The organism is Streptomyces sp. NPDC107559 (assembly GCF_055657365.1).
Genome location: NZ_JBVKBD010000012.1, coordinates 1 through 24,909 on the forward strand (window position 1 = coordinate 1; position 24,909 = coordinate 24,909).

Sequence of the window (24,909 nt, forward strand, 5' to 3'; positions counted from 1 at the left end):
CCTGGGCCGGGGCCGCGGTCAGGGCCATGCCCGCGGCGGCGCCGGCGATGGCGACGACGGAGAGGGCCTTCTTCGGGCTGGCGATGCGACGGATGACGGCGAGGGACACGGAGGCTCGCTTTCTTCGGGGACAAGGAGGTCGCTCGCTCGCCGGGGGACCGTGTGTTCCGGTCCTGGCATGCGTCGGCACCGTGACCCTGGGGGGCCGTGGTGCCTGGCGACGTCCTCAAGACAACCAGCCCCGACCGATGTCCGCAATGACCCCTTTTACTAGTTGTGGCCGCATTGGTGTGTTTGCCGGTCCGTGTGAGCTGGCTCTCAATCCCCAGGTCAGGGCACAGATGTGTGCCTAAACCTGTCTCTTTCTGTCCACTATCGCGGTTAGTGGGTGACGTGGGTCATGTGGGGTGCTTCACCGGTTCCGCGACACTGCGCGCACGGAGGCTCACGGTGCGGGTGGGGTGGATGTGACCGCGGTCTCGAATGTGCCGAGGGGATGGCGTCACCCGGGTCTCGGGTGACGCCATCCCCTCAAGAGGTGCGATGGGACTGTCAGCAGGTGCCCTCGTCCTGCCACGGACCCCAGTCGACGCCGGTCGGCGTCTCGTTCTGGGTCCACCACTTGGCTTTCCAGTTGTGGTTGTTGTACGAAGCCTCGTTACCGGCGGTGTAGACCGTGGCCGCGTTCCAGGGCGTCTTGCAGCCGCTGCCCGGCGGTGTGGGCGTGGGGGTCGGTGTGGGCGTCGGGGTGGGTGTGCCGGTGGGCGGGGTGGCGCCGGCGAACTTCACCGAGTACTTCGCGAAGTCCCACGAGTTCTGGGTCACGCTGGAGCAGGTGCCCGACGTGCGGCCGCCGTTGTCGGCGGGGGAGCACTGGCGGTCCCGGTTGAGGGACCAGAAGGTGAAGCGGTCCATGTTGTGGCTCGTGGCGAAGTCCAGCACCGTCTGGAAGTCGGCCTGGGAGAAGTACTCGCCCGTGTCGCTGCGGCCGTTCATGCCGGAGAAGCCCTCATGGGCGTACGCGGTCGCCTGGTCCCAGCCGAACGTCGACTGGAGGATCGTGTTGAAGTTGGCGAGCGCGCTGGTCTGGGACGCGGCGCCGTTGAAGCCGCCGTCGAACGGCATGATGGAGAAGTTGTTCGGGGTGAAGCCCTGGGACTTCGCCTCCAGCAGCATCTGCTTGCCGAACCAGCCGGTGCCGTCCGCCGTTCCGGCCGTGGTGACGGACACGTACAGGCCCGGGTTGTTCTGCTGGAGGATCTTGGCGGCGCCGATCTCGTTCCTGACGGCCGCCGTGTTCTCGTACTCCGGCTCCTCGAGGTCGAAGTCGATGGCATGCAGGCCGTACTTGGTGATGACCTGCTGGTAGGCGGCAGCTGTGGCGGTCGCGTCCGAGCAGGCCTGGCCGAGCTTGGTGCCGCCGTAGCCGCCGATCGAGACGGAGACGTCACCGCCCTTGGCGCGGATGGTGTTGATGACCGACTGCACGGCGGTGTCCGAGGACACCGCCGACGTTCCGCCCCAAGTGGGCGAGCAGCCGCCGCCGTTGGGGGCGAGGATGAACGCGAGCTGGAACGCCTTGAGGCCGGTCGCGTCCATGATCGCGGCCGCGTCCGGCGGATCGTTGTCCGTCGGCATCAGGTAGGGGGCGGCGGCGTACCACCGGTTGCTGAGCGCGGCGGTCGCGCCCGAGGCGCTGCCGGCGACGAGTGCGGTCGCGCCGGCCGCGGCCAGGCTCACGGCGGCTGCCGCGCCCAGACATGCGCGAAGACGTCTCACTGTGCCTCCAGAGGGGTGGGGGAAGCCCCAGCTTCCGGGCACTGTCGCGATCACGTCAATCATGTTGGACTAGACCAGACGACTCTTTGGTCTGGACCAGACGAAGAGTTTACCCAAGTGCCGTTTCCCGCCCGCTACTTGAGTGTCAAGCCGGGAACGAATCGCCTACGGCGGGCGGAGTTGTCTGCAACCTCCGGGTCGATGCTCCGAACTCGTCCTGGCCGAAGACTGCGGATTCATCGGAAAGCGGCGATGCGGCGCCGAGCCCAGTCGGCGAAGGCGCGGGGTGCGCGGCCGAGGACCTGCTGGACATCGGGGCTGATGCGCTGTTCCGCGGGGGTGGGTTCGCCGAGGATGGTCAGCGTCGTCTCGACCACGGACTCGGGCATGAACCGGAGCATCTGCGCGCGGGCTTCGTCCCGGGTCTGCTCGACGAACCGGACGGGTTCGCCGAGTGCGGCGCCGATCGCCTGGGCCCGCTCGCGGGGCGTGTCGAGCGCGGGCCCGGTCAACTCGTAGACCAATCCCGTGTGTCGGTCCTCCCGCAGGGCCGCGGCGGCGACCTCGGCGATGTCGTCCGGGTCGATCGTCGGCAGGCCGACGTCGGCGAACGGTGCGGCGACGGTCCTTCGGGTACGCACCGACTCGGCCCAGGCGTACGCGTTGGAACTGAAGCCTCCGGGCCGCAGGATCGTCCAGGCCATGCCGGACTGCCGGACGGCGTCCTCGATGGAGCGCGCGGTGTCCCCGTGCGAGGCCGACCCGGGTCGGGTCGCGACCCCCTGGGAGGACAGCAGGACGACTCGGCCGACGCCGCCGGCCTTGGCCACGTCGAGGATGTCCTGCGGGTTCAGCAAATGCGCGCTGGGGCCTCCGTTCTGGAGGAACAGTGCGTCGGCACCGTCGAACACGGGCCGCAGGCTCTCGGGGTCGACCAGGTCGGCCCGTCTGTGATCGACGTGCTCCGGTACGTCCGCCGCCGAGATCCCCCGGGATGTCGCGGTCACCTGGACACCCGCCGCCGCGAGGGCCTGTACGAGCGAACGGCCGACGTTGCCGGTTGCCCCCGTCACTACAAACATGAACAACTCCCGTGTCGAACAAGCATGGTTGCCACGCCCGGGCGGGCGGGACCGTCGCGCGGAGCCGCGCTCCGGACGACACGAGGACGCTAACAGCGCCGATATAGTAGGTACCTAGAGGAAAGCGACTATCCCGAGGGGTGCACGTGGCCGGTGAAACCGACGGGGTGGCTACTGCGGTCGACCCTCAACTCGCCTGTCCGACCAGTGCGGTCGTGGACATCGTGTTCAGCCGGTGGACCACGCCGATCCTGTGGACGCTCAACGCGCACGGCCGGCAGCGCTTCGTCGAGCTGGAACGACGGATCGGCGCGATCACGCCGAAAGTGCTGACCCAGCGGCTGAGGCAACTGGAGCGCGACGGCATGGTCGTACGGACGTACCACCCGGAGGTCCCCCCTCGGGTCGAGTACGAGATCAGCGAACTGGGCCGCAGTCTTGCCCCGCTCTTCGCGCACCTCGCCGGCTGGGCTGCCGCCAACCTGGACAGGGTCGAGCAGGCCCGGCACGACTACGACACCGATCCAGCCCGATAGCACGTCGGCGAAAGGTCCGTCGGGACCGAGCGGAGCGTCGCGTCGCCGACGGGCGTGCGGCTCATGCGGTGTGGCCGCCGCGGTTGCTCGACGTGGTGGGGCTCGTCGCAGTCGCCGCAGACCTCCCGTGCCGTGGCCCGCCACCAGCTCCAGGAGATCGCGGTGCACACCTACGACGCCCAGCTCACCGCCGGTGACGGGCAGCCGCTGCCGGAGGAGGTGGCACTCGACGGTGTCGAGGAGCTCATGTCCACCTGCTGCGCAACGACGAGCCCTTGGCCGCACAAGCCCGCCGCCCTCGACTTCCACACCACCGAGGGCCGCTCCTGGCGCGTCTCGCTCTCCGCCGACGGCGCCCGGATCGCCCGTCTTCCGGCGCCGCCCGGCGCGCTGCCCGCCGACGACGAGGGCCAGGACACGGCCGACGCCTTTGCCCGGGACAGGGCCAGTGACATGGTCCTCGCCTTCTACGACCGTGTCCCGATCACCTCCCTCCAACTCGACGGCGACCTGAGCCAGTTCGAGCTGCTGTGGGCCTGGGAGCCGGAGGGCTAGGGCATCGCGCGGGGCTGCACGGTGTCGAACGGCAGAGCGCGGCGGAAGACGACCATGGCCTGACCGGGGCCGTTGTAGTCGTCGACCGTCTGCGCGTCGAAGCCGAGGCTGCGATGGAACGCGATCGACCCGGTGTTGCCGAGGGAGGTGATCGCCTTCAGTCGCAGCGCGCCCTGCCGCTGCGCGGCGTCGGCGAACGCGGCGTACAGACGGCGTCCGAGCCCGGTGCCGCGGGCGTCGTCGCGAGTGGCGATCAGGTGTACGTACCCGGTGCCGGTCGGGGTGACGAACCCGAGGATGTACCCGTGAATCCCGTCCTCGGTGCGGGCGGCCAGGCAGGTTTCACCGAACTCCTGCACCAGCGCCCGAAGGTGCAGGGGCCGAAGGTCGCGCTCTCCCCAGTACCGGTGATGATCGGCGAGAACCTGGTTGAGCTCGGTCATCCCGGCCGAGGTGATCTGTATGCGCATGACATGCAGCATGGCAGGAGCTCCGGGCGGGGCGGGAAACGCCCGAAGGCGGCGGCCCCGGGGTCGGGGGCCGCCGCCTTCGCGGATGGCGCGCTCAGGTCGGCGTGCCGGGGGTGACTGGCTGATCGGTGGATCAGTACCAGTGGTGGGTCTGCCAGAAGTCCCAGGCCTGGGCGGGGCTGCCGTAGCGGGAGTTCATGTAGTCCAGGCCCCACTTGATCTGGGTGGCGGGGTTGGTCTTCCAGTCGGCACCGGCGGTGGCCATCTTCGAGCCGGGCAGGGCCTGCACGAGGCCGTAGGCGCCGGAGGAGGAGTTGGTGGCGGTGTGGTTCCAGCCGCTCTCGTGGGTGACGATCTGGTTGAAGGCGTTGTACTGGGCCGCGTCCGGGATCATCCGGTGCGCGATCGCCTGGGCGGAGGAGGCCGAGGTGGTCGCTGCCTGGGCCGGGGCCGCGGTCAGGGCCATGCCCGCGGCGGCGCCGGCGATGGCGACGACGGAGAGGGCCTTCTTCGGGCTGGCGATGCGACGGATGGCGGACACGGACACAGAGAGCCTCTTTCTTCGGGGACAGGGAGGTCGCTCGCTCGCCGGTGGGCCGTGTGTTCCGGTCCTGGCATGCGTCGGCACCGTGACCCCTGGGGGGCCGTGGTGCCTGGCGACGTCCTCAAGACAACCAGCCCCGACCGATGTCCGCAATGACCCCTTTTACTAGTTGTGGCCGCATTGGGGTGTTTGCTGGTCCGTGTGAGCTGGCTCTCAATCCCCAGGTCAGAGCATGCGTCCGCTTCTAAACCTGTCCCTTTTTGTCCACTATCGCGGTTAGTGGGTGACGTGGGTCATGTGGGGTGCTTCACCGGTTCCGCGACACTGCGCGCACGGGGGCTCACGGTGCGGGTGGACCGGATGTGACCTGGCATACGTGAGGGGTGTCAGGTGAGGTCGGTGGCGAGGAGGTCCATCAGCAGGCCGTCGTGCCAGCTTCCGTCCGAGCCCCGCTCATAGGCCCGCATGACGCCGATCGGACGGAACCCCACCTTGCGATAGCAGGCGATGGCCGCCGCGTTGTCGGCCGCCGGGTCGATGACGAGACGGTGGTGGGCGTGGTCCTCGATCAGGTGCCGGACCAGGGTGCGGACGGCGTCCGTCCCCAGGCCCCGGCCGTGCACCGACGGGTCGAGGTAGACGTCGATGCCGGCGTGCCGGTATTCCGGGTCCTGCTCGGCGTACCACTGGATCTGCCCGACCACCCGTCCCTCGTACTCCACTACGAACACCCGGGTGTCCGCGTCGGCGAGATCCCCGGCCACCTCGGCCGCCAGGTCGGGGCCGCCCCGCCACCACCGATGCACCTCGGGCGTGGCGCGGATCGCGGCCAGGCACGGGATGTCCCGGTGGTCGGCGGGCCTCAGGACCACGCCCCGCCGTCCGTGCAGGGTCGGCAATGCGGTGCTCATGGCCCTGACGTTACGGGCTCGGGGCGCGTTTGCCACGAGACCGTACGGCGGCGGGACGGACGAGGCGGAGGCGGTCAGCGGTCCTGGGAGAGTTCAAGGAGTTCGGCGAAGGTTCCGTCGGCGTGGACGAGGTCGTCGTAGCGTCCCTGCTCGGTGATCCTGCCGTGCTCCATCACCACGATATGGTCGGCGATCTTGGTGTTCTCCAGGCGGTGGGTGACCACGATGGTGATGCGGCCGGCGGCGATGGCTTTGATCTCCTCGAAGATCTGGTGCTCGCCGCGCGGGTCCATCTGGGAGGTCGGCTCGTCCAGGATCAGCAGCCCGGGGCGGCGGTACAGGGCCCTGGAGCAGGCCACGCGCTGCCACTGGCCGCCGGACAGCTCGGAGCCGCCGAAGATGTCGCGGGACAGCAGGGTGTCCAGACCCGCGGGGAGGTCGTCGACGGCCTCGCGCAGGCCGACCGCGTCGATGGCCTCCCAGACGGGTGTGTCGTCGTGGGTGCGGGGCTGGCCGAGGGTGACGTTCTCGCGGACCGGCATCGGCCATTGGGCGAAGATCTGCGGGACCAGGCCGGTGCGCGCCCACACGGTGGCGGGGTCCACCTGGGCGAGGTCGGTGCCGTTCCAGGTGACCCGGCCCTTGTCCGGCAGGTAGATGCCGGTGAGGAGGCGGGTGAGGGTGGACTTGCCCGAGCCGTTCGCTCCGACGATCGCGAGGATCTGACCGCGCTCCAGGGTGAGGGAGACGCCGTCGACGGCCGGCTTGTCCTTGCCCGGGTACTGGTAGACGACTTCCTCGAGCCGGATCTGCTCGGTGGCGGCGCCGTGCCTGACGGCCCCACGCTTGGGGGCGCGAGCCGCGGCGTCGTCGAGAAAGGCCTGCATGTCGCTCAGGTAGAGGCTGGTGTGGAAGACCGCGGCGCCGTTGACGACGACCTGGGAGAGCGCGGCGAGCGTGGTCTGCACGGCGATGACGGCCGTGGCCGCGACGGCCAGTTCGATCCGGCCCGAGACCGCCAGCCACGCGAGGGCTGCCCAGGTGGCGACGAGGAAGACGCCGCCCGCCGACGCGGAGAGCACCGCGATCCGCAGGGTGCGCGGCGCGGCGGCAAGGGTGCGCCGGTCGCACCGGTCGGACAGGGCCCGGTACCAGTAGACGAGGTAGTCGCTCATCGAGTTGGCGCGTACCTCGTCGCCGTACTTCGAGGTGGTCGCCCACCAGCGCATCATGCCGCGTACGTTGCGGTCGGCGACGTTGGCGTAGTGGATCTCGTAGTCGACCCGGGCGGTCAGGACCGCCCCCACACCGGCCGGCAGCACGGCGAGCAGGAGCAGCGGCAGCATCAGCGGGTTCAGCACCGACAGCACGCCGCCGGCGGTGACCATCCGGATCAGCGCGGACAGGAAACGCTGGGCGTCGGTGACCATCACCTGGGTGCGGATCACCCCCATCTCGGCCGCCTCGTGCCGGTCCGAGAACCCCTCCTCCGCGTACGCGGACGCCTCCACCCGGCACACCGCCTCGACCAGCGAGCTGTCCGTCTCCGTCGTCAGCCTTGGGGTGACCCGCCGCTCCGCGTACGTGGCCACGGCCGCCGCACCGCGGCCCAGCGCGGCGGCGAGCGCGACCACCAGCAGCGCGGGGACGGCTCCGCGCAGCCGGTCTCCGGCGGAGCCGTCGCCCAGGACGGGCCTCATGGCGCGGGCGGTGGCGGCCAGCAGCACGGCGGCCGAGACACCGGTGACCACCTGGCAGCCGAGCAGGAACTGAACGGCCCGCCGATCGGTCCGCCATGCCAGCCGGGCGATCCGGCCCAGGACGGAGGGGATCTGTGCGCACATCCGCCGGAAGGAGACCTCGGCGAGCGGATTGACGGAGTACTGCCCGCTGTAGGTGATCTCCGCCGGCGGTGGTGGCGGTGGCGGAGGTGTGGTGGCTTGCTGTCGGTTCGTGTCGTCCGAGGTCAACGTCGAGCCCCCTTGACGGTGGTCCAGCATGGTCGTGGGGCTCAACGACCGACCCGGGATATCGAACACATGTGTTTCGGCCGGACCTGGAATCCCGGGACAGTGCGCGTGGCGTCGCGTGCCGGATGCATGGATCCAGTCCCTGCAACAGGTGTGCTGGACAGGGCGGTTGGCCGAAACGCCGACGACGGCCGCCGCGATGCCGACGACCGCCGCCGCGACGCGGACGACGGCCGCCGCGATGGCGGGCGCTATGCCCCGCGGGTGCGCTCCGCGATCCAGCCGGCCATCGCCCGTACGCCGATACCGATGGCGCGCTCGTCCGGGAGGAAGTCGGGGAAGTGCGGATAGCTCGTCGTGATGGGTGCACCGGGGCTCCGGACGCCGAGGAACGTGTAGGTGCCGGGAATGCGGTTCAGGTACAGGGCGAAGTCTTCGCCGCTGAACGGCGGGAAGGAGGCGTGGAGTTCGGTGACCGTGTCCGGGCCGAGGGCGCGGTGCAGATGGCGGGCCAGCAGGTGAGCGTCGTGCTCCGGACAGACCAGGGCCGGGAACGGCTCGGCCGGGAAGCGTACCTCGGCACCCGCGTAGGGGGCGGCCGCCCGACGGACGGCGTCGCGTACCTCCACGTACCGCTCCTGCGGCCAGCAGCGGTAGGACACACTCACTTTGGCCTCCTGGGCCGTTGTGGCCCGGTCGACCTCCTGGACGGTGGCCCGGAGGGCCACGAACCGCTTCAGCGGCCCGTCGGGCGTCTGTGCGTCGGCGACGATGCGCTCCAGGTCCGCCGGGCCCTGCGGTACGGCGACCGTGGCGAGCGCACCGATCTCGGCGGCCAGGCGCCGCGCCGCGTCGACCGCGTCCAGTCCGCGAAGTGCCACCTCCCCCTTGTCCTGGCCCGGCATTCCGTAGCCCGGAGGCACCGCGAACCGGCCGACCGGGAACGGTCCGCAGTGCAGCGCGTGGATCTCCTCGATGCCCAGCCGCTCCAGCACGCCCGCATCGATCAGCGCTTGGGCGCCGGAGAGCGTCTCCTCGGCGGGCTGGAAGAGGAACACCGCTGTACCGCTCAGGCGCCGGCGCAGCCGCGCCAGGACCCGGGCGACGCCGATGCCCATCGCGGTGTGGACGTCATGCCCGCAGACATGGGCCGGCGCGGGGCCCGTCCCGACGATGTCCGTGGGCGGAACCGCGTCCATGTCCGCCCGATAGGCGACCGTCCGGCCGGGGCGCGAGCCCCGCAGGACGCCGACCACACCGTGGCCCCCCACCCCGGTGGCCACGGTCAGTCCGGCCGCCCGCAGCTCCCGGGCCACCACGGCGGCCGTACGCCGTTCCCGCCCCGGGGCTTCGGGATGCCGATGGATGTCCCGGCGCAGCTCGATCAGCGCCTGCCGGACCCGCGCGGTCTCGGCGTCCACGGCCGCCTGCCCCACCGGTCCTGCCCACCCGGCAGCGGTGGCCTGACCGGCGCCCGCCAGGACGGCCCCCGCGCCGGCCGCCGCCGCGCCGGCCAGTAACGTGCGGCGCGCGAGGGCGCGTTCCACAGGACGAGTCACTGTCTTCTCCTTCGGCTCAAGTGGTCTGCCGAGACACACGTTCGCCGCAGACGCATGTCCCTGCCCATCCGGTGAGCCACCGCTTCGGGGTGGGGACACCTGGACCACAGGCTGTGGCAGGGTCGGCGTGTCGCCTCAAGGCGTTGTGATCGCTAGGCTCGACGACCATGAATCAGCGGCGACAGAAGAAGCTCTCCCGCCGACTTTTCGGGGCGATCCTCGATGCCGACCCCGCACAGGTGCGGGCACTGCTGCGGAGTGGAGCGCACCCGGAGCGGGGGGACCGTGACGGCACCCTCCCCCTCTATCTGGCATCCGTGCAGGGAGAGGCCGAGATAGCGCGCCTGCTCCTGGAGGCCGGCGCCCGCCCGGACGCCGAGAGCAGGGGTGACGGTTCGGACGGCACACCGTTGTGCGCGGCCGCGTGCTGGGGGCACACCGAGACCGTGCGCGCCCTGCTGGCCCACGGAGCCGACCCCTGCCTGCGTGAGGAACACGGACGGGGTCTGTCCCCCCTGGACTGGGCGGACCACGGAGCCCACGCCGAGACCGCCGCCCTCCTCGTCGCAGCCGGAGCGACCCCCACGAACAGCCCTAGGTGAGCCGGAGCACCAGCCGGGCGGCGGTGGACTTGCCCGAGCCCGACCCGCCCACCGGTGCGAGGGCAGGGGCGCCGTGTCCGTCGTGAACCCGGACAGGGACGGACCACGGCGTGCGTCGGTCAGACCGGGGGCGCTCGCCGGCAGCTGCCGGGTGTACGCGTGCCGGGGTCGGCGAGGACGTCACGGGTCGGGCCCGCCTCCGCCGACGTCAATGCCGGAACCGGACGCTCCCCCGGAGGGCCGGGACGGCCGCCGTCACCTCCGGGGAGTCACGGTTCAGGAACCGCCGCGTTCGCGCGGGGTCTTCTGGCCCGCCTCGATCGCCACCGTCAGCCGGTTCTCCGCCGGCGGCAGCGGGCAGGTGGCCAGGTCCGTGTAGGCGCACGGCAGGTTCGTGGCCCGGTTGAAGTCCAGGACGACCGTGCCGTCGGCAGCGGGCGGTGCGACGGACAGGGTCCGGCTGGCGGTGTAGGTGGTGACCCCGGAGGTCCCGTCGGTGAACAGCACGGTCAACCGGCCCTGACCGGACCCGGGGAACGCGGTCAGCGACAGCCGGTACCCGTCCACCTCGAACTCGATCCTGCCGGGCGCGTCGTACACGTGCTCCAGACCCTCGACCACGGCACCCACGGTGGTGGGCCGCGGTTCGTCGAAGGGGATGTACCGGCCCGTCACGGCCCAGCGCGGGTCGGGGGCGTAGGCCGGTGTTCCGGTGAAGGCCGTGCGCAGCGGCGCGTCCGGGTGCCGGGGGCGCACGATGTCTTGACCGCCCCGCTTGGCGACCTCGATGACGGCGTCCTTCCAGATCGCGTCGACGCCGCCGCGTTCGGGCAGCACGCCGAAACGGTGCTCACCGTCGACCGGCTTCCCCTCGACGACCAGTTCCTCACCGTCATCCAGTGTGACGACGACCCCGTCGGGGCCGGTGTGCCAGGTTCCGGGGGCGTCGGTGAAGCGCTGCGGCCGGTCGTCGAGCCAGTGCAGGCCGGTGATCGCCAGGAACCCGTGTGGGCCGGAGAGCCGGGCCTCTTGTTCGCGGTACCACTCCAGCCATTGCTCGGTGAAGGCATGGAGGTCTGCCGTGGTCGCCTCGGTGGTCATGAGATCTCCTGCTTCTGCACGCCGGATGCGTCGAGCGGTACGCCATCAGTCATGTCAGTGGGAACGGGCGGTCGGTGAGCCCGCATTCCGCTCGTGTGTGACAGCTTCATGTCAGCCGTGTGAGGGCCTGGGCGGCCGAGGCGGGCCTGTTCCTCACCGGGTCGCCAAGGACGGGCGGTCAACGGACGGCGGTCAATGGACGGGCGGTCAATGGACGGGCGGTCAATGGACGGCGGCCCGGTCGGCGGAGGTTGCCCGTCGCCTCCTCGGCCAGCACGACGACCTGACGGCTCCCGACGCGCACGTCGGCCGTGGCCGACCACGGGTGACCGGCGTGGTGGGCCGCAGCTCGGGCGTTGCGCACCTCGCCGGTGACGGTGGGCAGCCCCGGCCGGGCGAGGACAGCGTCGATCTTCGTACGGGCGTACGCCAGGGTGGCCTCGTCGACGGTGCCGTCGGTGCGCAGCCGGATCGGCGGGGCCTGTCGTGTGCTGTCGGTGGTCACGGGGGATCCCTCCTCAGGAGCGGAATGCATCGGCGTTCGGTGGTCAGGCCGCGGTGCCGGGCAGCCACAGGTCGGGGCCGAAGACCTCGTAGCGGATGCGACGCGGGGAGACACCGGCGGCCAGCAGCTGTCCGCGCACGTCGCGCATGAAGGGGAGCGGGCCGCACAGGAACACCGTGGCTTCGGCGAGGAGTTGGGTTCCGCTCAGGTCCATGAGTCCGGCTCGCGCCGCAGGCTCCTCCGGGCCCGGGCGTTCGTACCAGAAGACGGACCGGGCGTCCGGCAGCCGCTCGACGAGCGTGTGTGTCTCCGCGCGCAGCGCGTGGTCGGCGGGGGAGCGGTCGGCGTGCAGGACCAGAACCGGCCGGGTCGAGCCGAGGGCGGCGAGATGGGCCAGGATGCCCGTCATCGGGGTGCAGCCGATACCCGCCGAGACCAGGACGACCGGGGTGACGGCGTCGGCCGGGTCGTCGAGGAAGACATCGCCGAACGGCGCGGACAGCAGCAACTCGTCACCCTCACCCAGGGTTTCGTGCAGCAGGGTGGAGACCTCACCGTCCGGCTCCCCGCCCTCGCCCGCGGCCCGCTTCACGGTGATCCGCCGCAGCTCACCACCCGGGTCCGAGGACAGGGTGTACTGGCGCAACTGGTGCACACCGTCGGGCATGCGCACCCGGACGCTCACGTACTGGCCGGCGCGGGCCCGCGGTGCCGGCTCGCCGTCCGCCAGACGCAGCAGGAAGGAAACGGCGTCGGAGGTCTCCGTACGGCGTTCGACGACCGTCCACGGCCGCCGGCTCCCGCCGGGCTGTACCCCCGCGTCCTGGTACAGGAGGGCCTCCCGGCTGATCAGGGCGCCGGCCATCAGCCAGTGGACCTCGTCCCAGGCGGCCGCGACCTCGGGAGTGACCGCGGCTCCGAGGACGTCCGCTATCGCGCCGAACAGGTACTTGTGGACGATCGTGTACTGGTCGTCGGTGACACCGACGGCGGCATGCTTGTGGGCGATACGTGACAGCAGCGCGTCGGGCCGCGCGCCGGGGTTCTCCAGGAGCGCCGTGGCGAACCCGGCGATCGAACCGGCCAGCGCGCGGCGCTGGGCCCCGCTGGCCTGGTTGCCGCGGTTGAACATCCCGTCGAGCAGTTCCGGCCGCTCGCGGAACATGGCGGCGTAGAAGCGGGTGGTGATCTCGTCGAGCGCCCCGGCCACGGCGGGCAGGGTGGCCCGTACGAGAGCTGCGGACTCCGCGGACAACATGGAACCTCCAGGGAAGTGCGGTGCGGCGGATGACGGGCGCGACGCGGACGGTGACGCTCGGGAGCGACGCCGCGGGGCCGGTTTCCGCTTCACCGACAGCGTCTCTCCTCGGCGGTGTCCGTGATCAGGTCCCGATGGTCCTCACCGGGGGCCGAACGGTCCCGAAGCACGGAGGAGAGTCGGCCTGTTGACGATGCGGTCCACACCCGTGGGCCCGGCCGGTCGGTCCACCGCACGTACGGCCTCGTCCGCGAGCGGTCCTTCGGGGAGGCCCGGACGGTAGCCGGCGCCGGCCCGGCGGGCGCGATCACGCGCGCCCGCCGGTCGTCCCAGCCCATTCAGCACGTGGAGCTGCTGGAGATCTTGATTCCGGTGACGCTGTAGCCGTCGGCGAAGAGCGTCTGGGTGTTCGGCGGAAGGCAGATCGAGGACCCGTCCTGGAGCCGCAGATACGCCACGTCGTCGTTGCGGGTGTTCAGGACCCCGTAGTGCGGCCGAGGCTTGACCGCCTGGTAGCCACTGGTGACGTCCCGGTACTTCGAGATCGGCTTGCCCGCCAGCAGATCGGCGTTGTTCAGGTAGAAGCAGACGTAGGGGTACGGACAACCCTGGGTGGGGGCTTCCGCGTGGGCCGCGGACGCGCCCGTCAAGGACATGGCCGCGACGGTCACGCCGGCCGCCGCGAATCCCGCAGCCTTCCGGATGACGGACTTCATCAGACCTCCAAGAATTCAGTGAACCATTCGAAGCCGCCCGCGATCGGCGACCGGACATGACCAGGCCCGGACAAAGCCGCGGCGGACATGTCCCGCTTTCGCGAATTCCCTGCACGCCAAGGGTGCTTGCGGACGCTCACGCCCGGAACCTGTCGGCCGGCTCGGCGCTGCCACTCGTCGCGGACGCTCTTTCCGACTACGCACAGGATCTTCCGGCAGCCGCCGCCCGACCCACAACGGTGGGATGGTCTCACCCCGGTTGACCTGCAAGAACGGGGAAGCCTGGGATGTCTCCCCAGGACAGGGAGACGCTTTGCCTTTCAGCGCGGCCAAATCGGCCCGGTTCGGGGGGCGTAGGACTCACGACGGATCGGTCCTGTGCCGCGGGGCCGATGCGGTGGGAGACACCGTTCCCTACGCTGCCTCGGTCAGTACATGATCGATGTCGAGGAGCATGCCATGCCCGCCACCGGCCAGAGCCACATCCGTATCGCCCGGCCCTCCCGTGACCTCGCCGCGGCGGAACGGTTCTGGGTCGGCGGGCTCGGGTTGAGCGTGCTGTTCCGGTCGGAGAGCGCAGGCGGGCCGGACGAGCACGATCTGTTGATGGTCGGCTGGCCCGACGCCTCCTGGCACCTTGAACTCGTCCACGACGCCGCGGTCGAACCACGGCCCACCGAGGGGGACCTGCTCGTCGTCTATCTCGACGAGCAGGTACCGCAAGCGCTGCTCGCACGCCTGGAAGGCCACGGGGGCAAGCGCGTGCAGGCGCGCAACTCGTACTGGGACACCTGGGGTGCCAGCGTCGAAGACCCTGACGGCTACCGGCTGGTGCTCAGCACCCGCGGCTGGAGCAACTCCTGACGCCCCGGCAGACCGAGACCGTACGCGCTGCTGTCAGGGACGCGGGTTGAGCGACGGGTTCAGTGGCTGCGGCAGCTGTCCTGCCGCGTCCACGGTCGCAGCTTCTCCGGGTTGCGGACCGCCCAGATCCGGGTGACGCGCCCGTCGGAGACGTCGAACGCGGCCACCGTCATGACGGTCCCGGCACGCCGCGCCACCAGGCCCGGCACACCGTTGACCGAGCGCTCCAGCAACTCCAGCCCGGGAGCCTTGTCGGCGATGGCGACCAGGTACCGGGCGATGCGCGCGCCGCCCTGGACCGGGTGCAGCACGGCGCCGACCAGGCCGCCACCGTCGGCTGTCATCACGGCGGCCGGGTCGAGGAGACCGACGAGGGCTGCGATGTCCTTGGTCTCCCATGCCTCCTTCACGCGCCGCACCACCTCGGCCCGGCCGGTCGCGGTCGCCGGGGCGTCTGCGGCGCCGACCCGCCGTCGGGCGGAGGACGCAAGCTGCTTGCAGGCCGTGGGGGTACGTCCGAGCACGTCGGCGATCTCGGCGAACGGGTACCGGAAGATGTCGTGCAGGACGAGCGCCACCCGTTCGGCGGGCGTCATCGACTCCAGGACCACGAGGAAGGCCATGGCCACCGACTCGTCCAGGACGATCTGGTCGGCGGGGTCCGCGGAGCCGGTGGGATCGGCCCCGACCGTATGGTTCCACTCGGTGCGGTCGGGCAGCGGTTCGGGCAGCCATGCGCCGACGTAGTGTTCACGGCGGGCCCGCGCCGAGCCGAGCAGGTCCAGACAGATGCGGCTGGTGACCGTCGTCAGCCAGGCGCCGGGGGAGCGGATCTCCTCCTGCCGGGCCTGCGGCAGCCCGTACCAGCGGGTGTAGGCATCCTGGACGGCGTCCTCTGCATCGGTCACCGAACCGAGCAATCGGTAGGCGACATTGACCAGTTGACGTCGCTCGTCGGCTGCCTCCGCTGTACCGGCCCGCGCACTTCCCATGCTTCCGGTGGCCCCCTCGCCTTACCTTTCGTCCGCCTGCGTCGTCGGACTGGTGAGACCTTATCGATCTGTCGCCCGAGGGCGCAGAAGGGGACTGTGACATGGCCACTGAGACGGCGAAGACGGCGAAGACAACGAAGGCGATGGCATCGACGGGCGTACGACGGGGCTCCGCGTTTCTGCGGATCGCCATCACTCTCCAGACCCTGACCATCTTCCTTCAGGCGGTCTCCGCAGGCCTGTTGTTGACCGCTTCCTACGGAGAGACGTTGCACAGTGTGGGAGCCCGGGTGATGTACGGGGCGTCGATGCTGTACGTGCTTGCGGCGGTGCTGGCGTGGAAGCCGGGCGGCGGCTCGCCCCGGCCGGTCTGGCACGCGTCAGGGTTCCTCGTACTGGCCTCGATCCAGGTGGTGCTCGGCATCGCGCACGTTCCGTCGGTCCATCTCCCCCTCGGTGTCCTGATGTTCGGTCTGAGCGTGCTGGCGTTGTCCCGGCACACCGCCACAGGCCCGCGCAGCGACCACCGATGACGGCGACCCGCACCGCGGGCCGGTTTCGGTCCGGGCCGGCAGGGGTTCGGGGGTACGGATCGCCGTCAGGGCGCCTCGGTCGTCCGGGCCCGGCCGCTGGGACGCCCTGCCAGCCGGCACCCGAAGCAGTTCTCGTGGCCGCCGCGTACGGAGTGGTCCCGCGCCGAGAGCCGCCGCTGGTCGATGCCGCGCGGTACGGGCGGCTTGCCCCAGCCCGCCAGATGCAGGGCCCACGTGATCAGAACCGCTGTCACCAGCACGGCGAGCCCGACCCAGATGCCCGGGCGCCAGCTGACGACGCCCATGCCGACGGCGAGTGCCCCGATCGTGGCGACGGCGAAACCTGTCCATCCGGCAATGGTGTGGCCTTCGTCGTGGTGTCCACTCACGTACTTGCCTCCTTGCGTCCGTGGACTGCAATGGCTTAGCAAGTAAGGAATTTAGCTCACCGAACTCGGAACGGACTACTCGCCCGACGCGTTGATCAGGAAAACCGGCATCGAAGGGGGCGTTGTGCGATTCGCTGACGGTCCGAGTGCGCACTGTGACGTTCACGTCGCGGCGGCTGTGCCGCGCGTCTGGGAACTGGTGACCGACATCGGCCTGACCGCCCGGCTCAGCCCTGAACTACAGCGTGTCGCATGGCTCGACGGCGCAGACCGGCCCTCGGAGGGTGCGTGCTTCGAGGGCTACAACCATCACCGGCGGCTCGGCGAGTGGCGGACCGTCTCCCATGTGGTCGAGCTGACCGAACCGCACGTGTTCGCCTGGGCCGTCACCGATGCGGACGGCCACTACGGAGAACCGACGCTGGATCCGGCGAAGGCCATGGCGAACTGGCGCTACGAACTCGACGTCGAAGGCGGGGGCAGCCGGCTGCGGCAGTCGGTCCGCGTCGGGCCGGGCCGCAGCGGACTCACGTTGGCCCTGGAGCGCTGGCCGGACCGGGAGGAGGAGTTCATCGCATTCCGGCTGCAGGAGTTGCACGCCGGGATGGAAGCCACCCTTCGTGGCATCAAGGCGCTGGCCGAGGACGCCGTCTGACTTGCCGTCATGCCGTTCTCGGTCTTGCTCCAGCGCGGGTGTCCGTAGCAGAGGCGGGCGAGTGCATTCACGCTCGCGCAGGCGAGCGAGACTGAATATTTCAGCAGCTCGATTGAAATACGCCTAAACCGCACGGAACGCGGAACTCGGGAGAAGCAAGGAACTCGAGAGACGGCAGGACACGGCAGAGGAGGCAGGCAGATGCGTCGAAGGATGGTGCAGGAGAAGGCCGGCAGGAGGTCCGCGTCCAGTCGTCGCGCGCTGGAGGAGACGGACGGGGGCTCGCGTCCCGAGATCCGGAAGGACATCGCGCGCATGTGGTGGCCGGATGAACGCTGCGGACAGGTACCGAGCGGCGCTCCATAGGCGAGCGGCGCTCCATAGGGGCCCGGGCGCCGCACCCCCTCGCGCGCCTGGGCACGTCAGCCGACGCCCATGCGCAGATGGCGCACCCCGCACTCGCGGCAGAAGGGCTCGGACGCAGGCGTGCCCCAGGCGGTGGACGGCTGAGGCAGACCTTCGGCAACGGCCTACCAGCTGATTCCGGCCGCCACCGGCAGGTGGTCGCTGCCGGTGGTCGGCAGTACCCATGAGCTGTCCGCCTTCACGCCGCGCACCAGGATCTGGTCGATCCGCGCGACCGGGAACGCCGCAGGCCAGCTGAAGCCGAAACCGTCCCCGGCTGCCTCCTGTGCCGAGCGCAGCCGCGAGGTGAGGCCGGTGAACGCACGGTCGTCCGTGGTGCCGTTCAGGTCACCGAGCAGCACCACCCGCTCATTGTGCTCGGCGGCCATGGCCTCGGCGAGCGCCCGTGCGTTTCTGTCCCGGCTCTCCGTCCAGAAGCCGTTCGCGGGCGACACGCGTACCGATCCCAGGTGGGCCACGTACACGGCCAGCGGTCCGTGGTCCGTGGCCACCGTGGTGCGCAGGGCCCGGTTGTACGTCATCTTCTCGTCGGCCGGTTTGGCGTCCCCCAGCGGTCCGGCGTCCTGCTTGGTGTCGACCGGTCGGGTGTCCGACAGTGGCAGCCTGCTCCAGAGCCCGACCGTGCCCAGCACCGTGTGGTACGGGTATGCCCTTGCCAGCGCCTTCTCGTACAGCGGCTTCGCCTGCGCGGTGATCTCTTCCAGGGCCAGCAGGTCCGCCCCGGAGGCGGCCAGATCACGCGCGGTGCGAGCCGGGTCGGGGTTGTCGGCGTCGACGTTGTGACTGACCACGGTGAGGTCGCTGCCCGGGTGGGACTTGTCGCCGAGCAGCCCGCCGAAGAGGTTCACCCACACCACGACCGGCAGCAGCAGCGCGGCGACCGCGGAGGCGGAGCGGCGCCACAGCGCCGCGGCCAGCAGCACCGGGATGAACAGGCCGAACCACGGCAGGAACGTCTCCGTCAGACTGCCGAGGTTTCCGATCCGGTTCGGGATCTTCGCGTGCAGCAGCATGAGCAGGCCGAGCAGCACCGCCGACGCCGCGAGCACCGGCCCGCGCCTCCAGGGCCCCGGCCGGGAACCGGCGAGGATCGCCCGGCGGACGGCCCTGTGCAGCGCGCCTGGGCGGGCAGCCCGGGGTCCGGCATCGCCCCGGCCGGTCTCCGGCGTACCGACCTGCGTCATCGTCCGTCCTTGCGTACTGCCGGTCACTGCTGCTTCCTCGGGTTCCGGGTGGGGTGGGCATACATGTGCGCGCAGTGCGAGGTTCGAGGCATGCTGCCAGTCAAGCCGAGGCGGTGTTGCCGACACGTATCCGGTTTTCGATATGCCGGCGATATGCGTCGGTTCGTAGCATCGAGAGCGTGGATAGGCAGCCCGGTCTGAGCGTCCGCGTCAAACTCACCCTCAGCTATGCCGGATTCCTGATGCTGGCCGGCGGTCTGCTGCTGGCGGCGGTATGGGTGTTCCTCACCCGGGTGCCGCACGTCGGGCTCCTGCTCCAGCCCGACTACCAGTACTCCGTCCTACGGGACTTCGCCCCGATCGCGGCCGTCGTGCTGGCCTTCCTGCTGGTGTTCGGTCTGCTCGGCGGCTGGATCCTCGCCGGTCGCATGCTCGCTCCGCTCACGCGCATCACACGCGCCACACGCATGGCCGCGAACGGCTCGCTCTCCCACCGGATCGACCTGGAAGGCCGCAGCGACGAGTTCCACGAACTCGCCGACGCCTTCGACGCGATGCTCGCGCGGCTCGAAGCGCACGTCGCCGAACAGCAGAGATTCGCGGCCAACGCCTCACACGAGTTGCGCACCCCGCTGGCGATCTCGAAGACGCTTCTCGACGTGGCCCGCACCGATCCGGACGCCGACACCGGCGAACTCATCGACCGTCTCCACACCGTCAACACCCGGGCCATCGGCCTGACCGAGGCATTGCTCCTGCTCAGCCGCGCGGACCGGCGCGCCTTCGCCCGTGAACCGGTCGACCTGTCCCTCCTGGCGGAAGAGGCCACCGAAACGCTTCTCCCCCTCGCGGAGAAACACCGCGTCACCATCGAGACCGGTGGCGTCATCGGCCGCACCCTCGGATCGCAGGCGCTCCTGCTGCAATTGGCCATGAACCTGGTGCACAACGCCATAGTCCACAACCTGCCCGAACAGGGCACGGTGTGGGTCAGTACGAGCGTGCGTCCCGAGGCCGTGGTGCTCACCGTCGAGAACACCGGCGAGCAGCTCGCCCCAGAGCTGGTCTCGACGTTCACCGAACCGTTTCAGCGCGGCACCGAGCGCATACACACCGATCACGCGGGCGTCGGCCTCGGCCTGGCCATCGTCAGGACCATCACCCACGCGCACGACGGCGCACTCACTCTCACCCCGCGCTCCGGCGGCGGGATCCGCATCACGGTGGCACTTCCAGCCATGGACCGGCAGGCCGACGGGTGAGCGGAGGAACCGGCCCCTGTCACCACAGTGAAGGGGTCACGACAGCTCGGCGCCCTCGGCACTGAGCAGTTCCATGAGCTCGGGTCGGTGCAGCGCGGCGACGGTTTCGAGAAGGTCGGGATGGCGGAGTAGGACGGCGGCTTCGCTGTCCCGGTCGCCGGGATCGGTCAGCCGTTGCAGTTCGCCTGCCTCGCCGTGGTGCTCGGTTTCCCGGACGGCTCGCTGAGCGGCTCCGGCCAGGGCGGGATCCGCCAGCAGACAGGCTGCCCAGCTGACGACGGTTTCGTCGACCCAGGTCCGCCAGGCGGAGTCCTCGGGCTGCGGATCGTATCCGTTCAGCCAGTCCAGACGGTGCGCCCCGCTGGGCGCGAGCAGATGAAGCAGCTGCACGTCGAAGCCGGTGGGGTAGCGCAGGGCGGCGGCGAGGGATGCGGCCTGCCGGGCCTGGACCTCGGCCAGCGCCCGGCTGAGGGCACCTGAGGGCGCGGGGTAGGCGGCCAGGAGCCAGCGAGCGGAGGCGGCTATGACGGGCGTCAGATCATGGGGCACGGCAGTGGGTCTCTCGGGAGCGTGCTCGCCGGTGTCCGGCCGATCCGTCCTGCGAGCTGTTTCGCGGAGCCGCGCTGCCCCGCCTGTGACGCACCAGCGTAGACAGAGGCTCTGCCCGAGGGAATGAGCGATGTCACAGCAGGCGGCCCGGGCCTCGGGCCGCCCCGTACGCGCGGGGTGCGACCCGAGGCCCGGGCCCTCGGCCTGCCGTGCTGTGTGAATCAGGACTCAAAGAGGCAAAAGCTTGACCCGAGTACCTCAGCCGACCACGGCGTCGGCGTCCTCGGTCTCCCAGCGCAGCAGGTCGCCCGGCTGGCACTCGAGCACCTCGCAGAGCGCGGCGAGGGTGGCGAAACGCACCGCCTTGGCGCGGCCGTTCTTGAGTACCGCCAGGTTGGCGGGTGTGATCCCCACCCGGTCCGCGAGCTCGCCCACGGACATCTTCCGCCGGGCCAGCATCACGTCGATGTCGACGGCGATCGGCATCAGATCACCTCGTCCAACTCGGCCTGCATCCGCGTTGCTTCGACGTCGCGTGCGACGGCCTGGGCGAGCAGCATCCGCAGTACGAGCACGATGAGCGCGACCCCCAGGATGGCCAGGCCGATCCCGCCCATGATGACGGTGACGCCGGGGTCCTCCCGCTGCCCCGGCGCGTTGACGGCCGTGACCGCGAACCACAGCAGGGCGATCGCCACGATCGCGCCGATCACGGCGTCCACGTACCGGAAGGCGGCGTGGGAGAACACGGTTCCGCGTCGCACCATCGCCACCAGCCGCCAGACGCTGACCAGGGCGACCTGGGCCGACACCATGCCCAGGATCGTGATCACGCGAAACGCGGTCAGCGGTATCGACCCGTCCTCCGGGTCGCTCCCGCTGACCAACACCCACACCATCCCGGCCTGTACGAGCACGGTGCCGGCGAGCACCACCGCTAGCACGGCGCGCAGCGCCTGCACTGTCAGCTTTCCCATGACCCATCCTTCAATCGAGTTACGATGGGAATCTATCGAAATTCGATAGGTGGAGCAAGGTGTGCGTCGATGTCCCGACGTGGCGGACGTGCGTGGGGCCGGGTGTCCGGGTCGGCAGCCGCCGTTCGGATCGCCCGTGGCGGCCTTCCGGGTGATTGCCGGGCGCCTCAGGAGCCCGGCCGGCCGTCGCAGGGGTACGAGGTCCAGGCAGAGGACGAACCCGGCGCGCTGTGAGGAGCTTGGCGATGTACGCAGCAGTTCGGCGGTACGAAGGGGTAACTGATCCGGCCGAGGCCGCACGCCTGGTGGGCGAGGGGTTCGTGCCGCTCATGCGCCAGGTCCCGGGCTTCGTGGCCTATTACTGGATCGACGCCGGGGACGGAGTGATGGTCTCGACCAGCGTCTTCCAGGACCGGTCCGGCGCCGACGAGTCGAACTCGAGGGCTGCGGACTTCGTACGGGACCACCTTGCGCCACTGCTCCCCAACCCTCCCCGCGTCACGGCCGGCGAGGTCGTGGCCCACGCGTGAGTGCCGGTCCGGGCGAGATCCCGGCCGGTGTGGGGTGAAGTCGCCCGGTCGGGAAGAGGCGGGGCGGTACGTCGGCCTGCTCCCGCAGGCGACCTCAAGCGGACGGTCGCGGCTTCGCTCGCGCCGCTTGGCCGCCTGTGGAGCCGTATGCGCGGACGTCTCTGGTCCCGGCACCCCGAGGGCACCGGGACCAGAGTGGTGCGTGGCGAGGTCAGGCGAAGGGGCCACCGTACGGAGCGCTGTAGTAGGCGCCCAGCTCGTCCCGGTATCCGGGGTCGCCGAGGTGCTTGTCCCGGTGGAACTCGGGAGCGTTCTTGATCTGCTCCTTGGTCAGGTCGACCAGGACCTTCTCCTCGTCGGGGTCGATGCTGACCACGGTGCTCGCCGGCAGCATGACCTCCTTGCCGAAGATCCACACGCCGGTGTCGACCACCAGGTAGGCGTCACCGACCTCGTCGGAGTGCTTGTCGACCTTCCCGATGCTGCCGTCGGTCGCCTCGACCTTGTAGCCCGTCAGGTCCGCACCCGCCAGGCGGCCGGCGGTCGGCTGGTAGTTCCACACATGCTCAGTCACGCGAAAAACAACTCCTCCGGTCTATGGGGGACGGCACAGCGTTGGATCCTCCGTCCCGGCTGTCCGGCGGGTACCCCCGATGTCCGCTCCATACCGGACACCCGGGAATCGGGACGGCACGCGACGGCGGAGGGCCGGCGGCAGCCGACGGGTGAGCCCGGTGTACGCCGCACGGCCCAGTCGGCCGCTGGGCGGGGCACCTCCCGGGCAGAGGACCATCATGGAGAACGATCGCGAGCTGGACCAGGACCATCAAGTGCCCCCCGGTGTCGACGAGAAGACGGTGCGCGCCCTGGGCGCGCTGTCGAAGGCGCTGGAGACCACGGAGCGTGCCCGTGGCCATCTGTACGGGTTCCACCAGCTGACCGGGACGGCGGACTTCGAACTGGACTACGCGGTCGGGCTCCTGCGCGAGGCGGGCCACGAGGAGCAGGCCGCACTGGTCGAGCGTGAACTCGTCGGCCGGAACGTCGTCCCGGGATGCTGGACCTTCCAGATCGTCGAGGCCTACAACTCCACCTACTACCGGCCCTTCGCCGCGATGGAACACCAGATCGTCGAGGAACTGGCAGAGGGCCGCGACCACCTCCTGGAAGCCCACTTCAAGACGGTCCGCCGCACCCCGGGCCACCCGGACCACACCGCGACGCCCCCGGGCCCCTGATGCGGTGGTCCGAGGGCGCAAGGGTGCTGCGGCTGCTGTCAGCCGACGGTGGAGGCCTTGTGGCGGAACAGACGGGGTGCTCGGCGGGTGTGTGTGGAGCGGCGGGCCGAATGACGGGCGCCGATCAGAACCAGGGCCAGGCCCAGGAAACCCACGGCTCCCACGATTATTCCGCTCAGAAAGAGGGACCCGGTCGAGGAAGTCGCGTGGTAGCCGAAAACCGAGAAGTCGCCGCCCGCTCCGAGACTGTGTCCGGCACCGATATTGCCGAAAACTCCCGCCAGCCCGACGACGACGGCCAGAGCCAGAACGACGAGGCCAAGGATGAGAATCATGGAAACGCTCCTTTGATCTGCGACCTCACAGGTCGCGGGCCATCATCACCACCTACCCCTGTTGTGCAACGTCAAGCGGAATGGAGGACGCCATGCTCATCCTCGGCATCATTCTCCTCGTCGTCGGATTCCTGACGGGAATTTCGATCCTCTGGACGATCGGGGTCATTCTCCTGGTCGTGGGTGTCATTCTCTGGATTCTGGGAGCGGCCGGTCACGCCGTCGGCGGCCGCCGACATTATTGGTAGCCCCGGGCAGGAGGCGGATTTCCCGCTCAGCGCTGGGCGCAGGTGTTCCGGAAGGGCAGACCGTCCGTGTAGCGTGACCATTCCTGCGCGTCGAGCCCCCGCCCGGCAAGGTCGCACGCCCGCTCGGCGGGGTGCGTGACGATGTCGGCGATCCGGCTCACGTCCCACACGACGCCCCGGCCGGCGGACACCTCGGCGCCCCACTCCGTGCCCGCCAGCCGGCGACCGTCCGGCGCGAACGTGAGCGCGGTGACCATCGAGCGGATGCCCGACAGCTTCGTGAGCCGGCGCGGCGCGGTGCGCTGCGTGGTGTCCTGCCACCCACTCCCGCAGCCGCGGCCAGGCCCGCAGCACCGCCGCGGCGGCCGGCCGGACCGTGGCCGCCTCGTGCAGCAGGACACCCGCGTCGGCGAACGCGGTGATCGTCTCCCGTACGGCCGCCTGCTCGCCGGAGGAACGCTCCGACAGCAGTTCGTCCTCGTCGGCGGCGCGCACGGTGTCATGGGATCCGTCCGGTGCGGTGCCCGGGACCACCAGCCGGAGCCAGACCTCACGGGCCGTGGCCCGAACCGCGGGCGGCAGGCCGTCGTAGGCGGCCGCGGCCGCCTCGCCCAGCGAGGGCACGGTCGCCCGCGCCGCCTCGCCGAAGCCGCGGACCAGGGCCGCGGCACCGGCACCGGCCCGCAGTGCCTGCTGGTCGTCGTAGCCGCCGCCGAGCAGCCGCAGCAGGACCGCGGCCGCCGTGGGCCGGTCCTCGGGCCGCTTGGCCAGCGCCTCCCGCACCAGGGACCGCAACGGCTCGGGCAGCACACTCAGGTCGGGCTCGTGCTCCAGGGCGCGGACCACCACCTCCTTGGCGAACCGGCGCCGGGCCGCCGCCCCCGAGGCGGCGTCCCAGTGCAGCACCTTCACCGCGACGCGCCGCCCGGCGGCGTCGTAGGCCTCGTAGACCACGCCCTGGCCGCCGGATCCCAGCCGCGCCGCCGTCCAGTACGCGCCCAGCCGCTGCGGGTCCGTCGGTATGAGGTTGTGGCGGCTCATACACCACTCTCCCGGAATGATCACAAGCACGGGACGGGCCGTCGCAGGCGCTGCGCGCCTCAGACGCGTGGGCACACCGGCACAGTTCCCTCGACGGT

The 24,909-nt window shown here is 70.5% G+C and carries 29 protein-coding genes and 2 pseudogenes; 10 read left to right on the top strand and 21 right to left on the bottom strand.

Annotation, left to right across the window (positions count from 1 at the left end; translation table 11 throughout):
- The 3 genes and pseudogenes from ACZ7OY_RS29800 to ACZ7OY_RS29810 all read right to left on the bottom strand — a co-directional run.
- Nucleotides 1-109, bottom strand: a pseudogene (locus ACZ7OY_RS29800) (lytic transglycosylase domain-containing protein); the annotation flags it as partial.
- Nucleotides 110-552: 443 nt separating this feature from the next.
- Nucleotides 553-1,779, bottom strand: coding sequence for a chitinase (locus tag ACZ7OY_RS29805; RefSeq protein ID WP_471914263.1), 1,227 nt, complete (start codon nt 1,777-1,779; stop codon nt 553-555).
- Between the two features lie 236 nt (nt 1,780-2,015).
- Nucleotides 2,016-2,861, bottom strand: coding sequence for an SDR family oxidoreductase (locus tag ACZ7OY_RS29810; protein ID WP_471914264.1), 846 nt, complete (start codon nt 2,859-2,861; stop codon nt 2,016-2,018).
- 146 nt (nt 2,862-3,007) lie between these two features.
- Between ACZ7OY_RS29810 and ACZ7OY_RS29815 the strand changes: the two genes are divergently transcribed.
- Nucleotides 3,008-3,397, top strand: coding sequence for a winged helix-turn-helix transcriptional regulator (locus ACZ7OY_RS29815; protein ID WP_351621148.1), 390 nt, complete (start codon nt 3,008-3,010; stop codon nt 3,395-3,397).
- Nucleotides 3,398-3,529: 132 nt separating this feature from the next.
- Complete coding sequence (locus ACZ7OY_RS29820) at nt 3,530-3,952, top strand: hypothetical protein (RefSeq protein WP_471914265.1); 423 nt, start codon at nt 3,530-3,532, stop codon at nt 3,950-3,952.
- Here ACZ7OY_RS29820 and ACZ7OY_RS29825 read toward each other — a convergent pair.
- The 5 genes from ACZ7OY_RS29825 to ACZ7OY_RS29845 all read right to left on the bottom strand — a co-directional run bounded on the left by ACZ7OY_RS29825 (nt 3,949) and on the right by ACZ7OY_RS29845 (nt 9,406).
- The gene (locus ACZ7OY_RS29825; protein WP_471914266.1) at nt 3,949-4,422 is read right to left on the bottom strand and encodes a GNAT family N-acetyltransferase; all 474 of its coding nucleotides are present in this window, start codon (nt 4,420-4,422) and stop codon (nt 3,949-3,951) included. The genes ACZ7OY_RS29820 and ACZ7OY_RS29825 overlap by 4 nt on opposite strands.
- A 133-nt stretch (nt 4,423-4,555) precedes the next feature.
- On the bottom strand, nt 4,556-4,969 hold the full coding sequence (locus ACZ7OY_RS29830; RefSeq protein ID WP_471914267.1) for an aggregation-promoting factor C-terminal-like domain-containing protein: 414 nt from the start codon (nt 4,967-4,969) through the stop codon (nt 4,556-4,558).
- A 383-nt stretch (nt 4,970-5,352) separates the two neighbouring features.
- Nucleotides 5,353-5,877 (bottom strand): GNAT family N-acetyltransferase, encoded by a 525-nt coding sequence (locus tag ACZ7OY_RS29835; RefSeq protein WP_471914268.1) that lies wholly within the window; start codon nt 5,875-5,877, stop codon nt 5,353-5,355.
- Nucleotides 5,878-5,951: 74 nt separating this feature from the next.
- The gene (locus ACZ7OY_RS29840; protein ID WP_471914269.1) at nt 5,952-7,847 is read right to left on the bottom strand and encodes an ATP-binding cassette domain-containing protein; all 1,896 of its coding nucleotides are present in this window, start codon (nt 7,845-7,847) and stop codon (nt 5,952-5,954) included.
- A 251-nt stretch (nt 7,848-8,098) separates the two neighbouring features.
- Nucleotides 8,099-9,406 (bottom strand): M20 metallopeptidase family protein, encoded by a 1,308-nt coding sequence (locus ACZ7OY_RS29845; RefSeq protein WP_471914270.1) that lies wholly within the window; start codon nt 9,404-9,406, stop codon nt 8,099-8,101.
- A gap of 167 nt (nt 9,407-9,573) precedes the next feature.
- On the opposite strand from ACZ7OY_RS29845, the gene ACZ7OY_RS29850 reads away from it, so the two are divergent.
- A complete protein-coding gene (locus ACZ7OY_RS29850; protein WP_471914271.1) occupies nt 9,574-10,008 on the top strand; it encodes an ankyrin repeat domain-containing protein in 435 nt (144 codons plus the stop codon).
- 276 nt (nt 10,009-10,284) lie between these two features.
- Here the strand turns inward: ACZ7OY_RS29850 and ACZ7OY_RS29855 are convergent, their stop codons facing one another.
- The 4 genes from ACZ7OY_RS29855 to ACZ7OY_RS29870 all read right to left on the bottom strand — a co-directional run bounded on the left by ACZ7OY_RS29855 (nt 10,285) and on the right by ACZ7OY_RS29870 (nt 13,588).
- On the bottom strand, nt 10,285-11,109 hold the full coding sequence (locus tag ACZ7OY_RS29855; RefSeq protein WP_471914272.1) for a DUF1684 domain-containing protein: 825 nt from the start codon (nt 11,107-11,109) through the stop codon (nt 10,285-10,287).
- 178 nt (nt 11,110-11,287) lie between these two features.
- Nucleotides 11,288-11,614: a hypothetical protein gene (locus tag ACZ7OY_RS29860; protein ID WP_471914273.1), complete on the bottom strand. Its 327-nt coding sequence runs from the start codon at nt 11,612-11,614 to the stop codon at nt 11,288-11,290.
- 43 nt (nt 11,615-11,657) lie between these two features.
- Entirely contained in the window at nt 11,658-12,872 is a 1,215-nt protein-coding gene (locus ACZ7OY_RS29865) for a globin domain-containing protein (RefSeq protein WP_471914274.1), read from the bottom strand.
- A gap of 338 nt (nt 12,873-13,210) precedes the next feature.
- A complete protein-coding gene (locus tag ACZ7OY_RS29870; RefSeq protein ID WP_471914275.1) occupies nt 13,211-13,588 on the bottom strand; it encodes a hypothetical protein in 378 nt (125 codons plus the stop codon).
- Between the two features lie 459 nt (nt 13,589-14,047).
- On the opposite strand from ACZ7OY_RS29870, the gene ACZ7OY_RS29875 reads away from it, so the two are divergent.
- Entirely contained in the window at nt 14,048-14,452 is a 405-nt protein-coding gene (locus tag ACZ7OY_RS29875) for a VOC family protein (RefSeq protein WP_471914483.1), read from the top strand.
- 59 nt (nt 14,453-14,511) lie between these two features.
- On the opposite strand, the gene sigJ is transcribed toward ACZ7OY_RS29875, so the two are convergent.
- On the bottom strand, nt 14,512-15,444 hold the full coding sequence (gene sigJ, locus ACZ7OY_RS29880; protein WP_471914276.1) for an RNA polymerase sigma factor SigJ: 933 nt from the start codon (nt 15,442-15,444) through the stop codon (nt 14,512-14,514).
- A gap of 143 nt (nt 15,445-15,587) precedes the next feature.
- Between sigJ and ACZ7OY_RS29885 the strand changes: the two genes are divergently transcribed.
- Nucleotides 15,588-15,977, top strand: coding sequence for a hypothetical protein (locus ACZ7OY_RS29885; RefSeq protein ID WP_471914484.1), 390 nt, complete (start codon nt 15,588-15,590; stop codon nt 15,975-15,977).
- Nucleotides 15,978-16,042: 65 nt separating this feature from the next.
- Here the strand turns inward: ACZ7OY_RS29885 and ACZ7OY_RS29890 are convergent, their stop codons facing one another.
- The gene (locus ACZ7OY_RS29890; RefSeq protein ID WP_471914277.1) at nt 16,043-16,366 is read right to left on the bottom strand and encodes an HGxxPAAW family protein; all 324 of its coding nucleotides are present in this window, start codon (nt 16,364-16,366) and stop codon (nt 16,043-16,045) included.
- A gap of 124 nt (nt 16,367-16,490) precedes the next feature.
- On the opposite strand from ACZ7OY_RS29890, the gene ACZ7OY_RS29895 reads away from it, so the two are divergent.
- The gene (locus tag ACZ7OY_RS29895) at nt 16,491-17,021 is read left to right on the top strand and encodes an SRPBCC family protein (RefSeq protein ID WP_471914278.1); all 531 of its coding nucleotides are present in this window, start codon (nt 16,491-16,493) and stop codon (nt 17,019-17,021) included.
- 530 nt (nt 17,022-17,551) lie between these two features.
- Here the strand turns inward: ACZ7OY_RS29895 and ACZ7OY_RS29900 are convergent.
- Nucleotides 17,552-18,631, bottom strand: a complete 1,080-nt coding sequence (locus tag ACZ7OY_RS29900) for an endonuclease/exonuclease/phosphatase family protein (RefSeq protein ID WP_471914279.1) — start codon at nt 18,629-18,631, stop codon at nt 17,552-17,554.
- Nucleotides 18,632-18,810: 179 nt separating this feature from the next.
- Here ACZ7OY_RS29900 and ACZ7OY_RS29905 point away from each other — a divergent pair, with 179 nt between their 5' ends.
- The gene (locus tag ACZ7OY_RS29905) at nt 18,811-19,893 is read left to right on the top strand and encodes a sensor histidine kinase (RefSeq protein WP_471914280.1); all 1,083 of its coding nucleotides are present in this window, start codon (nt 18,811-18,813) and stop codon (nt 19,891-19,893) included.
- Nucleotides 19,894-19,929: 36 nt separating this feature from the next.
- On the opposite strand, the gene ACZ7OY_RS29910 is transcribed toward ACZ7OY_RS29905, so the two are convergent.
- From ACZ7OY_RS29910 to ACZ7OY_RS29920, 3 genes are all read right to left on the bottom strand, one after another.
- Nucleotides 19,930-20,442 carry a hypothetical protein gene (locus ACZ7OY_RS29910; protein WP_471914281.1) on the bottom strand — a complete coding sequence of 171 codons (513 nt, stop codon included), beginning with the start codon at nt 20,440-20,442 and terminating at the stop codon, nt 19,930-19,932.
- Nucleotides 20,443-20,700: 258 nt separating this feature from the next.
- Nucleotides 20,701-20,928 carry a helix-turn-helix domain-containing protein gene (locus ACZ7OY_RS29915; RefSeq protein WP_471914282.1) on the bottom strand — a complete coding sequence of 76 codons (228 nt, stop codon included), beginning with the start codon at nt 20,926-20,928 and terminating at the stop codon, nt 20,701-20,703.
- Nucleotides 20,928-21,419 (bottom strand): DUF2975 domain-containing protein, encoded by a 492-nt coding sequence (locus tag ACZ7OY_RS29920; RefSeq protein ID WP_471914283.1) that lies wholly within the window; start codon nt 21,417-21,419, stop codon nt 20,928-20,930. The genes ACZ7OY_RS29915 and ACZ7OY_RS29920 overlap by 1 nt, the downstream gene beginning before the upstream one ends.
- A 245-nt stretch (nt 21,420-21,664) precedes the next feature.
- Here ACZ7OY_RS29920 and ACZ7OY_RS29925 point away from each other — a divergent pair, with 245 nt between their 5' ends.
- Nucleotides 21,665-21,949, top strand: coding sequence for a hypothetical protein (locus ACZ7OY_RS29925; RefSeq protein ID WP_471914284.1), 285 nt, complete (start codon nt 21,665-21,667; stop codon nt 21,947-21,949).
- Nucleotides 21,950-22,160: 211 nt separating this feature from the next.
- Here the strand turns inward: ACZ7OY_RS29925 and ACZ7OY_RS29930 are convergent, their stop codons facing one another.
- The gene (locus ACZ7OY_RS29930) at nt 22,161-22,523 is read right to left on the bottom strand and encodes a PRC-barrel domain-containing protein (RefSeq protein WP_471914285.1); all 363 of its coding nucleotides are present in this window, start codon (nt 22,521-22,523) and stop codon (nt 22,161-22,163) included.
- A gap of 220 nt (nt 22,524-22,743) precedes the next feature.
- Here ACZ7OY_RS29930 and ACZ7OY_RS29935 point away from each other — a divergent pair, with 220 nt between their 5' ends.
- Nucleotides 22,744-23,187, top strand: coding sequence for a hypothetical protein (locus tag ACZ7OY_RS29935; RefSeq protein WP_471914286.1), 444 nt, complete (start codon nt 22,744-22,746; stop codon nt 23,185-23,187).
- Nucleotides 23,188-23,225: 38 nt separating this feature from the next.
- Here the strand turns inward: ACZ7OY_RS29935 and ACZ7OY_RS29940 are convergent, their stop codons facing one another.
- On the bottom strand, nt 23,226-23,522 hold the full coding sequence (locus tag ACZ7OY_RS29940) for a hypothetical protein (protein WP_471914287.1): 297 nt from the start codon (nt 23,520-23,522) through the stop codon (nt 23,226-23,228).
- 92 nt (nt 23,523-23,614) lie between these two features.
- Between ACZ7OY_RS29940 and ACZ7OY_RS29945 the strand changes: the two genes are divergently transcribed.
- Complete coding sequence (locus tag ACZ7OY_RS29945; protein ID WP_351610354.1) at nt 23,615-23,770, top strand: DUF6131 family protein; 156 nt, start codon at nt 23,615-23,617, stop codon at nt 23,768-23,770.
- Between the two features lie 306 nt (nt 23,771-24,076).
- Here ACZ7OY_RS29945 and ACZ7OY_RS29950 read toward each other — a convergent pair.
- Nucleotides 24,077-24,811, bottom strand: a pseudogene (locus ACZ7OY_RS29950) (nSTAND1 domain-containing NTPase); the annotation flags it as partial.
- Between the last annotated feature and the right edge of the window lie 98 nt (nt 24,812-24,909).

What these genes read in the sequence shown, in the direction of transcription:
- ACZ7OY_RS29940 (WP_471914287.1), bottom strand. Translation starts at nt 23,522, where the DNA reads ATGATTCTCATCCTTGGCCTCGTCGTTCTGGCTCTGGCCGTCGTCGTC.
- ACZ7OY_RS29865 (WP_471914274.1), bottom strand. Translation starts at nt 12,872, where the DNA reads ATGTTGTCCGCGGAGTCCGCAGCTCTCGTACGGGCCACCCTGCCCGCC.
- ACZ7OY_RS29920 (WP_471914283.1), bottom strand. Translation starts at nt 21,419, where the DNA reads ATGGGAAAGCTGACAGTGCAGGCGCTGCGCGCCGTGCTAGCGGTGGTG.
- ACZ7OY_RS29850 (WP_471914271.1), top strand. Translation starts at nt 9,574, where the DNA reads ATGAATCAGCGGCGACAGAAGAAGCTCTCCCGCCGACTTTTCGGGGCG.
- ACZ7OY_RS29885 (WP_471914484.1), top strand. Translation starts at nt 15,588, where the DNA reads ATGGCATCGACGGGCGTACGACGGGGCTCCGCGTTTCTGCGGATCGCC.
- ACZ7OY_RS29875 (WP_471914483.1), top strand. Translation starts at nt 14,048, where the DNA reads ATGCCCGCCACCGGCCAGAGCCACATCCGTATCGCCCGGCCCTCCCGT.
- ACZ7OY_RS29870 (WP_471914275.1), bottom strand. Translation starts at nt 13,588, where the DNA reads ATGAAGTCCGTCATCCGGAAGGCTGCGGGATTCGCGGCGGCCGGCGTG.
- ACZ7OY_RS29935 (WP_471914286.1), top strand. Translation starts at nt 22,744, where the DNA reads ATGGAGAACGATCGCGAGCTGGACCAGGACCATCAAGTGCCCCCCGGT.
- ACZ7OY_RS29945 (WP_351610354.1), top strand. Translation starts at nt 23,615, where the DNA reads ATGCTCATCCTCGGCATCATTCTCCTCGTCGTCGGATTCCTGACGGGA.
- ACZ7OY_RS29825 (WP_471914266.1), bottom strand. Translation starts at nt 4,422, where the DNA reads ATGCGCATACAGATCACCTCGGCCGGGATGACCGAGCTCAACCAGGTT.
- ACZ7OY_RS29855 (WP_471914272.1), bottom strand. Translation starts at nt 11,109, where the DNA reads ATGACCACCGAGGCGACCACGGCAGACCTCCATGCCTTCACCGAGCAA.
- ACZ7OY_RS29925 (WP_471914284.1), top strand. Translation starts at nt 21,665, where the DNA reads ATGTACGCAGCAGTTCGGCGGTACGAAGGGGTAACTGATCCGGCCGAG.
- ACZ7OY_RS29810 (WP_471914264.1), bottom strand. Translation starts at nt 2,861, where the DNA reads ATGTTTGTAGTGACGGGGGCAACCGGCAACGTCGGCCGTTCGCTCGTA.
- ACZ7OY_RS29900 (WP_471914279.1), bottom strand. Translation starts at nt 18,631, where the DNA reads ATGACGCAGGTCGGTACGCCGGAGACCGGCCGGGGCGATGCCGGACCC.
- ACZ7OY_RS29915 (WP_471914282.1), bottom strand. Translation starts at nt 20,928, where the DNA reads ATGCCGATCGCCGTCGACATCGACGTGATGCTGGCCCGGCGGAAGATG.
- sigJ (WP_471914276.1), bottom strand. Translation starts at nt 15,444, where the DNA reads ATGGGAAGTGCGCGGGCCGGTACAGCGGAGGCAGCCGACGAGCGACGT.
- ACZ7OY_RS29835 (WP_471914268.1), bottom strand. Translation starts at nt 5,877, where the DNA reads ATGAGCACCGCATTGCCGACCCTGCACGGACGGCGGGGCGTGGTCCTG.